Here is a 13,825-nt window from a genome sequence, read left to right as displayed (position 1 = left end):
TTATCTTCCTTCATTAACAATATGGGTACCGGTTTCCCCGCGCAGCGCGGCGGGCAGGCAGTCTGGCGAGGTGATGATCACGCGCTTGCCGCCATGGCGTAAAAATTCCAGCGAGGCGACGATTTTGGGCAGCATGCTGCCCGCCGGGAAATGGCCCTCGTCTTTGTAACGCGTCATCTGCGCCACGCTCACCGTGTCCAGCGCCTGCTGGTTCGGCTTGCCAAAGTGGATGCACACTTTTTCGACCCCGGTGGTGATCACCAGCACGTCGGCGCGGATCTCGCGCGCCAGCAGCGCGGTGGAGAGATCTTTATCAATCACCGCGTCAACGCTCTGGTAATCGCCCTGCTCAGTGCGCACCACCGGAATACCGCCGCCGCCCGCGCCAATCACCACAAAGCCTTTTTGCGTCAGGGTCTTGATGGCATCGGCTTCAACAATGCGTAACGGCTGCGGCGACGCCACCACGCGACGATAGCCCCGGCCAGAATCCTCAACAAAGTGCCAGTCCGGATGCGCCTGCTGCAGTTCATCGCGCTGCGCTTCGCTGAAGAACGCGCCGATAGGCTTGGTCGGGTGGCTAAAGCCCGGATCGTTTTTATCCACCTCCACCTGAGTGACAACGGTGACCGCTTTTTGCTCACCGCGCGCAGACAGGCGGTTGTTAAGCGCCTGCTGGATCAGGTAGCCGATACCGCCCTGCGTATCCGCCACGCAGTTGGCCAGCGGCGTGAGCGGCAGTCCCTCCCGCTCGTGGGCAATTTCGGCGCGGCGGAGATCCAGCCCCACCTGGGGGCCGTTGCCGTGGGTAAGCACGATGTCATAGTCCGAGGCCAGCATCTCCAGCACCGACTCTGCCACCGCCTTTACCGCCTGCGCCTGATGTTCAACCGACTGGCTGGCGTTATCTTTGATAATGCTGTTGCCGCCAATGGCGACGACCATAAGCTCTTTCATTTTGTTTCCTTTAGAAGGTGCGTTCTGGTGCCCTCACCCCGGCCCTCTCCCACAGGGAGAGGGGGATTAACAGAGATATCCAGCACATGCTTCACCACAAACATGCCGCCCATCATCAGATACGCCGTCACAAACATCAGCGAACTGCCTTCGGCAAAGCCCACCACCGGGGCGTGGATCACGCCAAACAGCGCCAGCAGCGCGCCACCGGCGGCGGCAATGGCCCCGCGCAGCGGTTTGTTGATAATGGCGAAGATGGCGATGCAGCCCCACAGCATGCTGGCGAGCGGTGCGCCGCTGCCCAGATGCACCAGCCCCTCGTAGTAGATCCCTTTACTGTGCAGCACGTCGGTGCCGATTTTCGCCGCGCTGGTGCCCGCCGCGCCCATCACGCTGTTCATCATGGTCAACGCCCAGTTGGCGATCCACGGGAACAGGCAGATGAAAATCACGGGCACCTCCACTTTGGGCGTTTCCCTCACCACCTGGTTGGCGGTGACAACGCCGATAAACACCAGGATCGGCACGATGGCGGTCATCGGAATGATGGCGAGCATAAACGCCCCCAGCCCGAACAGCGGCACGATAAACATGGTCACGCCGGAGGCCAGCGTGTAGCCGATGCTGGCGCCCATCGCTTTCCAGCCCGCATGACCCACATAGACCGTCACCGGGAACGGATTGCCCATCAGGCAGCCGAGCATGGAGGCCAGGCCGTTCGCCAGCATTACCTTGCGGGTCGGGTACTCGTCTCCCGCCGCGTGGGCGCTTTCAATGTTTTCCAGGTCGAAGATGTAGTTCGCCAGCCCCAGCGGCACGGCAGACGCCAGGTACGGCAGCGCGTGCGGCAAGCCCTGCAGGAAACCTTCTACATGGACTTCGGGCGGGTTAAAGCCGAAAGAGGACATCGAGGCTTTGATTGCCTCCGGGCTTTGCAGGCCGGAGATCCACGCTAACACCGTGCCAGCAATCAACAACAGCAGACCGGTCGGGATCCTGGCGAAGATCGGTTTTTTGCCGAACCAGTTAATGAAGATCAGCAGCAGCACAATGAACGACACGGTGGGCGCTTCAAACGCCTGCAGCATCGGGTTCATCGCCAGCAACAGCAGGCCCAGGCCCGACAGACACGAGAGCAGCACGGTACGCGGGATCATCTTGCGGATGGTCTCCCCCAGGAAAGAGCCGCCCGCCAGAATCATCGCCTCGACAAAGCACCACACCAGACCGATCTGAATGGCAAAATCCGCGTCACCGGTTTGCTGGTAGACCGGCATCAGGACCAGAAAGGTGACGGTAAAAATCGACGGCGCGCTCGGGCCAGACGGCAGCGCGGTGACGTCCGTTCGTCCGGTGGCGCGCGCCATCTGCAGGCCAAACCACGCGTAGCAGACGCTCGCCACCAGCACCGCCAGCCCGAAGGCCGGCGCGATGCGTCCATAAACAATCTCCTTCGGGATGCCGACGACAAAAATGAGCAACCCCATCATGGTTAGCAAATTGGTCAGGTTGTTGGTCATCAACCCGAAATATGCCGCCCAGTCACCTCTTTTCCACTCCAGTTTCATGTTTTTCATGGATGCTTGCCTTATAAAAAGTAGCGATCGCGGAAGGTCAACAGCGCCTTTTCAAAACAGCTAAACGGCGGGTGCACAATGCCCGCGCCAATCATGCCAATACCGGCGTCTTTGTGGGCAATGGCGGTATTGATAACCGGCAGAATGCCGCTGCCTGCGACTCGGGTGATGTCGATGGCGGTTGGAATGCCCATAAACGACAGCAGCGGAATGGTGACGTTCGGGTTTTCACCGAGGGTGATTTCGCGCATCTGGCGGGAGAAGTCGATGGCTTCTTCCACCGTGCCGCCCACCAGAGCGACAATCGCCGGGGCCGTCGCCATCGCAAAGCCGCCGATACCGTAGGTTTCCGTGATGGCGCTGTCGCCGATATCCAGCCCGGAGTCTTCCGGCTTGTAACCCGCGAACATCGGGCCAATCACCTGCTGCGCCGGGCCGGTGAACCACTGCCCTGGCAGGCCAGAGACGCGCAGACCAAACTCGTAACCGTTACGCGCCATGGTGGTGACCACGGTGCTGTACTCAATGCCGTGGGCGGCGTCCAGCGCGGCCTTACACATCGCCATCCACGTCGGGCCGGAGAAGTAGTCGCTGCTGGCGACAAACTCAAATACCTCGCGCTGCTGCGCCACCGGATAGCCCGCCTGGATCAGCCCCGGCGTCAGCGCCTGGATCAGCAGCGTGGTGCCCGCGTTGTTGCGGTTGTGGCATTCGTCACCCATGTGCAGCGCCTGGGCCAGCATCAGGCGCAGATCGATTTCGCCGATAATCTTCATGGCGTCGCGCAGCATCGGGCCAAGCACATCGCGCATCCAGTTCAGACGGTCAATGACGCTCTGGTCGTTGGCGCCCATGCGCAGGATCTTCGCCATCTGCTCGCTGAGGTTGGTGTAGGCGCGGTTGCCGTAGGTTTTGTTCTCAACGATATGCATAAACATCGACGCGGAGGTAACGCCCGCCATCGAGCCCACGCAGTCGTGCTCGTGGCACGGCGAGAAGGTGATGTCGCCTGAAGCCGCCAGCCTTGCTGCCTCCTCCAGATCGTTCGCCAGCCCTTCAAACACCAGCGCGCCGGTGACAGCGCCTTTCATCGCGCCACACATATTTTCCCAGCTCACCGGAGGACCGGCATGCAGAATGGTGGTACGGGTCATCCCCGGCACAACGTTAATCGCCTGGTCGTACCCCACCAGCACCGGGTGGGACTGAATGATGCGCTCCAGCGCAATCTTGTTGGCGGCAGCGATCTTCTCTGCCAGCGGCTCCGCGGCCAGCTGGTCGAGCGCTTCGACGATCTGCATATTGCCCTGCCCCGGCGGTGCCCAGTCGAGTTGGGTGACGGGGACGTGCTGTTTTTTAAGATCGTCACTGAACAGCGCAATACCGACGTTAATGACGTTCAGCGGTTGGTTGAATAAGGTGGTCATCAGGCGTTCTCCCCTTTGCAGACAAATTCGCGTGCCAGTAATCCGGTGTTAGTACTGCTGCTGGCCCAGATCACGCCGGCATCGGTCAAAAGCTGACACTGCTGCGCCAGCGACTGGGGATCCTGGTCGGTGCCCAACACATAGCCGAGGATCTCCAGCGGACGGTTATCGGCTTTCGCAATCGCCTGCGCCTCTTTAATGGCATCGAGCATCACGCCGACCGGATCCTCATGCGCGCCAAAGCCCAGCACGAAGTCCATCACAATTACGCCCACTTCCGGATCGCGCGCCTCCTGCAGCAGGCGGCTGATGCGGTTGGTCGGGTCGATCATCGGGTGCGGTTTGCCGTTGGTGAAATCGTCATCCCCAAAATCGAGGAAGGTGTGAGCCTGGCTGACGTTAATGTCGCGCAGGCGTTTCGCCGGATCGGGCTGAATGTTGCTGTAGACGTCGTCGTACTTCTCAAGCGCGGCGAACATCGCTTCATCACACAGGGTGCCGCCACAGAACAGACCGCGAATGTATTTCTGCTGCGGAGTGAGACGGGCGCGCACCTCTTCAATCAGGGGCCAGTTGAGCGGATGCAGGTCAAGGGACGCTTTGTTGATACCGGTGAGCAGCACGGCCTTCAGGGCCGCCTCTTTGGTGCCGCGGGCGAACTGCAGACCGTCTTCATCGGCGGGCGGTTCGTTGCGACCAAGGAAACAGGCGATGACCGGTTTGCGACAGGCCCGGGCACGCGCCAGCACCTTTTCTGCCACCGCTGGCGCTGGCGGTTTGGAGATCAGCGCGATGACCTGGGTGGCATCGTCGGCCTCCAGCATGTCGATGGCGTCGAGCATCATCAGACCACCGATTTTTTCACTGAGATCGCGCCCGCCGGTGCCAATCAGCTGCGATACCCCGCCGCCAAATTCATGAATGCGCACGCTCAGCTCCTGGCTACCGGTGCCGGACGCCCCGACAATGCCTATCGACCCGCGGCGTACGGCGTTGGCGAAGCACAGTCCTGCGCCGTTGATAATAGCGGTGCCGCAGTCTGGCCCCATCATCAGCAGCCCTTTCTGATGCGCCAGTTGCTTGAGCGCCAGCTCATCGTCGAGGGATACGTTATCGGAAAAGAGCATCACGTTGAGATCGTTTTCAAGCGCCTTGCGCGCTTCGCGTGCCGCAAACATGCCGTTTACTGAAATCACCGCCAGGTTACTGTCGGGACGGTGGGCTTTCGCGCTGGCCAGAGTCGCGTAGCGTGCTTCATGGGTGCCCGCGCTCTCTTTTCGGGTAAATAACGCTTCAATCGCCGCCAGGGTTTCATCATTGGCCGCGTCGCCTTTAATGACGATCATCAGATCGCCGTTTTTCGCATCCTCTAATTCCGGCGTTAACAGCCCGAGATTTTTTAATACGCCTTTGTTCATTTCCGTCGCCATCGCCACAAAGGCCTGCTCAACGCCCGGCAATTTATTGGCTTTGGTGGAAACGGACATTAATGAGACGGAGTCAAAATACGTGTTCTTTTTAATCACGATTTTTGTGGGCATTATTTTCTCCTGAATGCGGATAAAAGGGGGCCGCCGTCGTGCAAAATGCACGTCGGAAAAATACGTTTGAAATGGGGGCCAGCCGGAAACAGGCTGGCCGAATAAATTACGCGCCCGCCGCCAGCAGCAGGTCAGCTATCGCGTGGTAGCCTTTTTCCCGCGCCAGTTCGAGCGGGGTTTTACCGTATTTATCGGTCATGTGCGGATTCGCACCGTGGTCCAGCAGCAGCTTCACGATCGCCTGCTGTTTCGGGCCGCCGTCATTCAGGACAATGGCTTCCAGCAGCGGCGTCCAGCCGACAAAATTGGTGTGATTAACGTTGATATCGGTCTTTTCCAGCAACTCGCGGACAATCTCCACATGTCCTTTCTCACTGGCGGGCGTAATCCCCACTCCGCCGAAGCGTGTCAGGCGGTCCAGATCCGGGTTGGCGGGCAGAACAAGCCGCAGCAGGGTTAAATCATTGGTCAGGCAGCTGATCAGGAAGGGGTTAAAACAGGTCTGGTCCTGTTTATCTATATCCGCACCGGCGTCAATTAATAACGCGACACAGGGGTAATGTTTTTTCAGGCTGGCAATAACAATGGCGGTTCTTTTCTGACGGTTGGTGGCGTTAATATCGACACCTTTCTCAAGGCAGGCTTTTAGCGCGTCGACATTACCCTGCTCTGCCGCCAGTAAAAATTCCGTCACAAGTTCGTTCGCAGACATACAGACTCCCGATGGTGTGTTGCTGATGACCTGAGAATAGCAACAGCCCTTTCAGAAAAGAATCCGCTTAAAAATCATTCATCGACAGTCAATTCATTGTTGAGTTAAATTCAACGGTTCAGCCAAAACGTGCGTCTGTGCAACCTTTTTCTTATGGGTAAGCGTTTTTTCAGGCCATTCACGGCATTTTGCTTATGACCAAAGAAGCCTTGCATAACAAGGCCTGTAGCTAAACATCAGAACTGTGACCGCCGTCAAATGCGTTGTTGCGCCGCTGTTAAAATATGTTCAAAACTGATGGTAACCCGGAGCCGTAATATGAATTCCATCTTTACTGAAGAGAATCTGCTGGCCTTCACCACGGCGGCGCGTTTTGGCAGTTTCAGCAAAGCCGCCGCCGAGCTGGGTGTGACCACGTCGGCCATCAGTTACACCATCAAACGTATGGAGACCGGGCTGGACGTGGTGCTGTTTGTGCGTAACACCCGCAGCATCGAGCTGACCGAGTCCGGCTTTTACTTTTACCGCAAGGCCACCGATCTGCTGAACGATTTCTATGCCATCAGGCGTGGGATAGACACCATCTCTCAGGGCATCGAGGCGCGGGTACGCATCTGCATCAATCAGCTTTTGTATACCCCACGTCATACCGCGCGGCTGCTGCAGGTGCTGAAAAAGCAGTTTCCCACCTGCCAGATCACCGTCACCACGGAGGTCTATAACGGCGTCTGGGACTCAATCATCAATAACCAGGCCAATATCGCGATTGGCGCGCCGGATACGCTTCTTGACGGCGGCGGCATTGATTACACGGAGATTGGCGCTATCCGCTGGGTATTCGCCATCGCGCCGGAACACCCGCTGGCGTTTGTCCCGGAACCGATCGCGGAAAGCCAGCTGCGCCTCTACCCGAACATCATGGTGGAGGACACCGCGCACACCATTAATAAGAAGGTCGGCTGGCTGCTGCACGGGCAGGAGGCGATTCTGGTGCCGGATTTTAACACCAAATGCCAGTGTCAGATTCTGGGGGAAGGGATCGGTTTTTTACCGGAATACATGGCCCGGGAGGCCGTAGCGGACGGGCTGCTGGTGACACGACGCATTAATAACCCGCGTCAGGATTCGCGCATGCTGCTTGCCACGCAGCATGCGGCGACCGGCCAGGTTACGCGCTGGATCAAACAGCAGTTCGGCCCGCAGGGCGTACTGACCGGGATCTACAGCGACTTACTGTGGCGCACCTAGTTTCTCGTCTGAACCCAAAACGCATGGATAAGTCCAGGGAAGTAGCCCAGTATGGTCAGAAGGATATTCAGGATAAACGCCCAGCCCAGTCCCTTGCCAAGCAGTACGCCCAGCGGCGGGAGAATAATCGTAAAAACAACACGCCAAAAACCCATAAAGACTCCGTGCAAGCTAACCAATTGAAAATTATAAAAGAGACATCTCTAAGCGTAGTCAGTTTACGGGTAACTGCCATTCGGCTGGCGCGCTTTTACCTGCCTTTACCCTCTTTACACTGGCTTAAATCCTTCTTTAAATGCTCTACTACATAAAACACGATCGTAAGGAAACACCATGTCTCTTCCTCTGATTACGCCACAGCAGGCAAACGCGCTTATTGATGACGGCGCAAAGCTGATTGATATTCGCGATCCTGACGAATATGCCCGCGAGCATATTCCCGCCGCGCAGTCCGTGCCGCTGGACACCTTACCCGGCGCACTGAACGCCGGGGCGGGTGAAACGGTGATTTTTCACTGCCAGTCCGGGGCCAGAACATCGAACAACGCCGCACGTCTTGCCCAGGCGGCGTCGCCTGCTCAGGCCTTGGTGGTCGAGGGCGGTATTCAGGGCTGGAAACAGGCCGGACTGCCGACCGTAGAAGATAAATCCCAGCCGCTGCCGCTGATGCGTCAGGTGCAAATTGCTGCCGGGCTGCTGATTCTGTGCGGCGTGGTGCTGGGCTATACGCTCTCCAGCGGCTTCTTCCTGCTGAGCGGTTTTGTCGGGGCCGGGCTTCTGTTTGCTGGCCTGACCGGATTTTGCGGCATGGCAAGACTGCTCAGGGTGATGCCGTGGAACAGACATACCTCATAAGCAGTAATCGATGAACCCTGCTGTACCCGGCGTGTGACGTGGGCTACAGTGAAGATCGCTAAAACGATGAGGAGGTTCTATGTTTTCTGTCGGTGATTATGTGCAACCGCGTCAGGGCGGCCCGAAACTGAAAGTGCTCGAAGTGAATGGGGATAGCATTGTGGCCGTTCAGGCCAGCAATGAGCAGGGCGAGAAATATACCCTGAAGGCAGCGGAAGTTGCGCTGTACACCGAAGACGGTGATTTTGGCGTCTGCTAAACAGACAACCGGGCGGAGTCTTCCGCCCGGCTCACGCATTAGATCAGAAAATCATCCAGTGATTTGCCGTTTTCCAGCGCATTGGCAATAGGCTTCGGCGTGCGGCCCTGACCGGTCCATGTTTTCTCTTCACCGTTCTGGTCAATAAAGCGATATTTTGCTTCACGCGGCTTACGTTTTTTCGCCGATTTACCCGCATGCGCCAGCTCTACACCCAGCAGATCGGACGGTGAAATACCATCGGCTTTCATCCGTTCCAGCAGAGCATTAATTTTTTCCTGCTGCTCAGCGCGCTGTTGCTCTAATTCCGCCTGCTCACTACGTTTCTCTTCAGCAACGACCCTGACTTTTTCCAGCATTTCCTCAAGAACGTCCAGGGATAATTCACGCGCCATGGCGCGCAGAGTTCGGATATTATTAAGATTCTGTAACGTCAAAGACATATTATTTGAAAACCTTTTTTGTGGTGAGTCGTAAAATCAAAGCGAAGAATAATTCATTTCAAACATAATATCCACCCATCGACGCTTTTTGTCATTATTGTAAATATTTTTAAAGACACAGCTTATATTATCCGGATATCGCGTTGTCGCGCTGCTTTTAATAAACATTCATAACAACATAAACGGTCGGTTTTAAGGCAAATCACAGGAGGGTACGCTGCGCGCTGCGTGTCGCACGGTCGCCGCCCACGCATCGCAAGCAACTTGTTGATTTTGCGCATCAAAAAACAGGACGAGAAAGAAAATAACGAAGCGAGCAAAAAACCATCATCTTTAGAGGATTTTGTGGAAAAAACGCGAGTAAATAAAAATTTAACACTAGTTGTTAGTTTAAAGCCAGAAGGATACGCTATACACATCAACCAAACCAACCCAAATCACTAAGATCATTACTTTTGTGCGTCTCAAGGAGCTCAGCCATGTTCTCACCGCAATCTCGCCTGCGCCACGCGGTAGCGGATACTTTCGCGATGGTTGTCTACTGTTCCGTCGTGAACATGCTGATTGAAATATTCCTCTCCGGAATGACCTTCGAGCAGTCACTTTCTTCGCGTCTGGTAGCGATCCCGGTGAACATTATTATCGCCTGGCCTTATGGCTTATACCGTGATGCCGTGATGCGCTTCGCCCGCCGCATCAGCCCGTCTGGCTGGATGAAAAACCTGGCGGATGTGCTAGCCTATGTGACGTTTCAGTCGCCGGTGTATGTGGCGATCCTGTTGACGGTGGGGGCAGACTGGCATCAGATTGCCGCAGCGGTGAGCTCAAATATCGTGATTTCGATGTTGATGGGCGCGGTGTATGGCTATTTCCTCGACTACTGTCGCCGCCTGTTCAGGGTCAGCCAGTACAGCCAGGCAAAAGCCTGATATGAAGCGACTGGCGTATGCCAGTCGCAGTATTATTGTGCGTCGCCAAACAGTCCCTTCAGAAACCGCTCCAGCGCCATACGCGAGCTAAAACCATGCGGAATACCATAATGCTCGTGCGTCTCGCCGCCTAAATAGAGCGGAAATTGCTGGTAGTGATCGCAGGTTTTAATATCCGAGGCAGGCTCAGCAAATGACAGACTTCTGTCTTTCAGCGTCGGGTGAATAATAAGAGCGGTACGCCCCATTCTGGCTTCACGATTCACGTAAACATAATTCTCGCCACGGCGATAGCCATACGCTTTTGGCGTCACTTCATCCATGGTGAATCCCGCTTTTTCAAGAACGCGCGCCACCTCATCCGGTCGTAAATACATATCTTTTCCTCGTTATCTTTTCCTGCCCGGCAACCTTACAGTATTCAGCATTAGCAGGGCTTTCAGAATATTCCATAAACGGCCTGATGAGTCGTGACTCGCTTCAGATATTAAATTTCTGAACTAAACTAAACCAGAAGACAAAATTATGGAGGATCGTATGTTTAACAGACCGAACCAAAACGATATTAACGACGACGCTCAGGATATTCGTAATGATGTCAGCAGATTAGCGGACACGCTGGAGGAGGTGCTGAAATCCTGGGGCTCCGATGCGAAGGACGATGCGGAGGCCGCAAAACGTAAGGCTCAGTCTCTGCTGCGTGAGACACGCGCCCGAATGCATGGCCGCTCTCGTGCCACCCAGGCTGCCTGCGACATGGCAAATTGCGCCACCACCTTTGTTCGTGAAAAACCGCTGTGTACCCTGGGTACGGTCGCGGCGGTGGGTATTTTTGTTGGCGCCCTGCTTAGCCTGCGTAAGTAAGCGCGCGTTATCAGCCCCGGTTGCCTCTGGCGCCGGGGCTTTTCTTTGCCTGAAAGCCTGAAAAACCCGTGCAGCCTGCCCTGCCCCGCTGTGCTCATCATTGGGGCGCCATCAATCTGAATTTCCCATATCTTGTATGGTTGAAACTTAGCGCAACTACATCTAGTATTCCCTTTAGCAAGACACACACAACCTGACGCGATGCTTCGCGCCGTTCTCTTATTTTAAATGGAAATACGAATCATGAGCATTATTATTTACACTCGTAACGATTGTGTTCAGTGCCACGCGACCAAACGAGCTATGGAAAGCCGCGGGGTGGACTTTGAGATGGTGAATATCGATCTGGTGCCCGAGGCTGCCGATACTCTGCGTTCCCAGGGATTTCGCCAGCTGCCAGTGGTGGTGGCCGGGGAAACCAGCTGGTCTGGCTTTCGCCCGGACATGATTAACCGCCTCGCCGCGCAGGCCGCAAGGGCATGAGTGGGCTGGTCTACTTCTCCAGCAGCTCGGAAAACACGCTCCGCTTTATGGAGCGCGTCGGGCTGCCTGCGGTGCGCATTCCGCTCAACGAGCGGGAGCGTATTCAGGTAGACGACCCTTACATTCTGGTGGTTCCCAGCTATGGCGGCGGCGGTACGGCAGGTGCGGTACCGCGTCAGGTGATCCGCTTTCTCAACGATCCCCATAACCGCGCGCTTATTCGCGGCGTGATTGCGGCGGGCAATCGTAATTTCGGCGACGCCTTTGGTCGCGCCGGGGATGTCATCTCTCAAAAATGCGGCGTGCCGTATCTCTATCGCTTTGAACTGATGGGGACACAGCAGGACGTAGAGAACGTGCGTAAAGGAGTGAACGAATTTTGGCAACGACAACCGCAGAACGCGTAATGCAGGCGACACCGGACTACCACGCCTTAAACGCGATGCTTAACCTCTACGATCGCGAGGGGCGCATCCAGTTTGGTAAAGATCATGACGCCGTGGACGCCTTTTTTGCCGCCCACGTCCGTCCAAACAGCGTGACGTTCGCCAGCCAGGATGAGCGTCTCGACTACCTGGTCAACGAAGGGTATTACGAAGAACGCGTGCTCTCCCGTTACGACCGCGCCTTTGTGGTCAGGTTATTTGAGCGGGCCCACGCCAGCGGTTTTCGGTTCCAGACGTTTCTGGGCGCCTGGAAGTATTACACCAGCTACACCCTGAAAACCTTTGACGGCAAACGCTACCTTGAAAGCTTTGAGGATCGCGTGGTGATGGTGGCGCTGACCCTGGCCCAGGGCGATGAAGCCCTGGCTGAACAGCTGATGGAAGAGATCCTCTCCGGACGCTTCCAGCCGGCCACTCCGACCTTCCTTAACTGCGGCAAGGCCCAGCGCGGCGAGCTGGTCTCCTGTTTCCTGCTGCGCATAGAAGACAATATGGAGTCGATTGGCCGCGCGGTGAATTCGGCGCTGCAGTTGTCCAAACGCGGCGGCGGCGTGGCGTTTTTACTGTCTAACCTGCGTGAAGCGGGTGCGCCAATTAAGCGCATTGAGAACCAGTCATCCGGCGTGATCCCGGTGATGAAGATGCTGGAAGATGCCTTCTCCTACGCCAACCAGCTTGGCGCGCGTCAGGGGGCCGGGGCGGTCTACCTGCACGCCCACCACCCGGACATTCTGCGTTTTCTGGATACCAAACGCGAAAACGCCGACGAAAAAATCCGTATCAAAACCCTGTCGCTCGGCGTGGTGATCCCGGATATCACCTTTAAGCTCGCCAAAGAGAATGCCGACATGGCGCTGTTCTCGCCGTATGACGTTGAGCGAATTTACGGCAAAGCGTTTGGCGACGTGGCGATAAGCGAGCTTTACGACGAGCTGGTTGCCGACGATCGCATTCGCAAAAAATACATCAACGCCCGCGATTTCTTCCAGCGGCTTGCCGAAATTCAGTTTGAGTCCGGCTACCCGTATATCATGTATGAAGACACGGTAAACCGTGCGAACCCGATTGCCGGGCGCATCAACATGAGCAACCTCTGTTCGGAGATTTTGCAGGTCAACAGCGCGTCCACTTATGACGAGAATCTGGACTACGCCGACATCGGCAAAGATATCTCCTGCAACCTCGGGTCGCTGAATATTGCCCACACCATGGATTCCCCCGATTTTGGCCGTACGGTCGACACAGCGGTTCGCGGCCTGACGGCAGAATCAGACATGAGTCATATCCGCAGCGTGCCGTCCATTGAGGCAGGCAACGCCGCGTCGCACGCCATCGGCCTGGGCCAGATGAACCTGCACGGCTATCTAGCGCGGGAAGGCATCGCCTACGGCAGCCCGGAAGGGCTGGATTTCACCAACCTCTATTTTTACACCATCACCTGGCATGCGCTGCACACCTCTATGATGCTGGCGCGCGAGCGCAACCAGCGCTTCGCGGGCTTTGAGCAGTCGCGCTATGCCAGCGGGGAATATTTCAGTCAGTACCTGGAGGGCGACTGGCAGCCGAAAACGGAGAAAGTGCGCGCGTTGTTTGCCCGCGCCGGGATCGTTCTGCCCACGCGCGAAATGTGGCAGCAGCTGCGTGACGATGTGATGCGCCACGGCATCTATAACCAGAACCTGCAGGCGGTGCCGCCCACCGGCTCTATCTCCTATATCAATCACGCCACGTCGAGCATTCACCCGATTGTGTCGAAGATTGAGATCCGCAAGGAGGGCAAAACCGGGCGCGTCTACTACCCCGCCCCGTTTATGACCAATGAGAACCTGGCGCTGTATCAGGACGCGTATGAAATTGGCCCGGAAAAAATCATCGATACCTACGCCGAAGCAACCCGGCACGTGGATCAGGGCCTGTCGCTGACGCTCTTCTTCCCGGACACGGCCACCACGCGGGATATCAACAAAGCACAGATTTATGCCTGGAAGAAAGGCATTAAAACGCTCTATTACATTCGCCTGCGCCAGCTTGCGCTGGAAGGCACCGAAATCGAAGGCTGCGTGTCCTGCGCGCTGTAAGGAGAA

General features: G+C 56.4%; 16 protein-coding genes. 8 read left to right on the top strand and 8 right to left on the bottom strand.

Annotation, left to right across the window (positions count from 1 at the left end; genetic code table 11):
• The 5 genes from M8370_RS05390 to M8370_RS05370 form a co-directional block, all read right to left on the bottom strand.
• Entirely contained in the window at positions 1-957 is a 957-nt protein-coding gene (locus tag M8370_RS05390) for a carbamate kinase family protein (protein ID WP_013098404.1), read from the bottom strand.
• The gene (locus M8370_RS05385) at positions 954-2,534 is read right to left on the bottom strand and encodes a xanthine permease (protein ID WP_040023525.1); all 1,581 of its coding nucleotides are present in this window, start codon (positions 2,532-2,534) and stop codon (positions 954-956) included. The genes M8370_RS05390 and M8370_RS05385 overlap by 4 nt, the downstream gene beginning before the upstream one ends.
• Before the next feature lie 11 nt (positions 2,535-2,545).
• Positions 2,546-3,961 (bottom strand): YlbE family protein, encoded by a 1,416-nt coding sequence (locus M8370_RS05380; RefSeq protein ID WP_013098406.1) that lies wholly within the window; start codon positions 3,959-3,961, stop codon positions 2,546-2,548.
• Positions 3,961-5,502: an acyl-CoA synthetase FdrA gene (gene fdrA, locus M8370_RS05375; RefSeq protein WP_029883714.1), complete on the bottom strand. Its 1,542-nt coding sequence runs from the start codon at positions 5,500-5,502 to the stop codon at positions 3,961-3,963. The genes M8370_RS05380 and fdrA overlap by 1 nt, the downstream gene beginning before the upstream one ends.
• A 106-nt stretch (positions 5,503-5,608) precedes the next feature.
• Positions 5,609-6,214, bottom strand: a complete 606-nt coding sequence (locus M8370_RS05370; protein ID WP_014832999.1) for an ankyrin repeat domain-containing protein — start codon at positions 6,212-6,214, stop codon at positions 5,609-5,611.
• A 318-nt stretch (positions 6,215-6,532) separates the two neighbouring features.
• Here M8370_RS05370 and M8370_RS05365 point away from each other — a divergent pair, with 318 nt between their 5' ends.
• Entirely contained in the window at positions 6,533-7,462 is a 930-nt protein-coding gene (locus M8370_RS05365) for a LysR substrate-binding domain-containing protein (protein WP_020684930.1), read from the top strand.
• Here the strand turns inward: M8370_RS05365 and M8370_RS05360 are convergent.
• On the bottom strand, positions 7,459-7,617 hold the full coding sequence (locus M8370_RS05360; protein ID WP_013098410.1) for a YqaE/Pmp3 family membrane protein: 159 nt from the start codon (positions 7,615-7,617) through the stop codon (positions 7,459-7,461). The genes M8370_RS05365 and M8370_RS05360 overlap by 4 nt on opposite strands.
• 178 nt (positions 7,618-7,795) lie before the next feature.
• On the opposite strand from M8370_RS05360, the gene M8370_RS05355 reads away from it, so the two are divergent.
• Positions 7,796-8,317 carry a rhodanese family protein gene (locus M8370_RS05355; RefSeq protein ID WP_045901503.1) on the top strand — a complete coding sequence of 174 codons (522 nt, stop codon included), beginning with the start codon at positions 7,796-7,798 and terminating at the stop codon, positions 8,315-8,317.
• A gap of 79 nt (positions 8,318-8,396) precedes the next feature.
• Positions 8,397-8,576, top strand: coding sequence for a GDFGVC terminal motif YodC-like protein (locus M8370_RS05350; protein ID WP_013098412.1), 180 nt, complete (start codon positions 8,397-8,399; stop codon positions 8,574-8,576).
• Positions 8,577-8,614: 38 nt separating this feature from the next.
• On the opposite strand, the gene stpA is transcribed toward M8370_RS05350, so the two are convergent.
• Positions 8,615-9,019, bottom strand: coding sequence for a DNA-binding protein StpA (gene stpA / locus M8370_RS05345; protein WP_013098413.1), 405 nt, complete (start codon positions 9,017-9,019; stop codon positions 8,615-8,617).
• A 479-nt stretch (positions 9,020-9,498) separates the two neighbouring features.
• On the opposite strand from stpA, the gene alaE reads away from it, so the two are divergent.
• On the top strand, positions 9,499-9,948 hold the full coding sequence (gene alaE, locus M8370_RS05340) for an L-alanine exporter AlaE (RefSeq protein ID WP_013098416.1): 450 nt from the start codon (positions 9,499-9,501) through the stop codon (positions 9,946-9,948).
• 32 nt (positions 9,949-9,980) lie between these two features.
• Here alaE and M8370_RS05335 read toward each other — a convergent pair whose 3' ends face one another.
• Positions 9,981-10,325, bottom strand: a complete 345-nt coding sequence (locus M8370_RS05335) for a DUF2002 family protein (protein ID WP_013098417.1) — start codon at positions 10,323-10,325, stop codon at positions 9,981-9,983.
• A 160-nt stretch (positions 10,326-10,485) separates the two neighbouring features.
• Between M8370_RS05335 and M8370_RS05330 the strand changes: the two genes are divergently transcribed.
• From M8370_RS05330 to nrdE, 4 genes are all read left to right on the top strand, one after another.
• Positions 10,486-10,812: an ElaB/YgaM/YqjD family protein gene (locus M8370_RS05330; RefSeq protein WP_045901506.1), complete on the top strand. Its 327-nt coding sequence runs from the start codon at positions 10,486-10,488 to the stop codon at positions 10,810-10,812.
• A gap of 243 nt (positions 10,813-11,055) precedes the next feature.
• The gene (gene nrdH, locus M8370_RS05325; RefSeq protein ID WP_045901508.1) at positions 11,056-11,295 is read left to right on the top strand and encodes a glutaredoxin-like protein NrdH; all 240 of its coding nucleotides are present in this window, start codon (positions 11,056-11,058) and stop codon (positions 11,293-11,295) included.
• The gene (gene nrdI / locus M8370_RS05320) at positions 11,292-11,702 is read left to right on the top strand and encodes a class Ib ribonucleoside-diphosphate reductase assembly flavoprotein NrdI (RefSeq protein WP_038986138.1); all 411 of its coding nucleotides are present in this window, start codon (positions 11,292-11,294) and stop codon (positions 11,700-11,702) included. The genes nrdH and nrdI overlap by 4 nt, the downstream gene beginning before the upstream one ends.
• A complete protein-coding gene (gene nrdE / locus M8370_RS05315) occupies positions 11,675-13,819 on the top strand; it encodes a class 1b ribonucleoside-diphosphate reductase subunit alpha (RefSeq protein WP_250020604.1) in 2,145 nt (714 codons plus the stop codon). The genes nrdI and nrdE overlap by 28 nt, the downstream gene beginning before the upstream one ends.
• Positions 13,820-13,825 lie beyond the last annotated feature (6 nt).

Origin of the sequence: Enterobacter cloacae complex sp. OE43NF, from assembly GCF_023544405.1 — a bacterium.
Taxonomy (GTDB): Bacteria; Pseudomonadota; Gammaproteobacteria; order Enterobacterales; family Enterobacteriaceae; genus Enterobacter; species Enterobacter cloacae.
The sequence above is the reverse complement of the archived record's forward strand: the minus strand, read 5'-3'. Positions and strand labels throughout refer to the sequence as shown.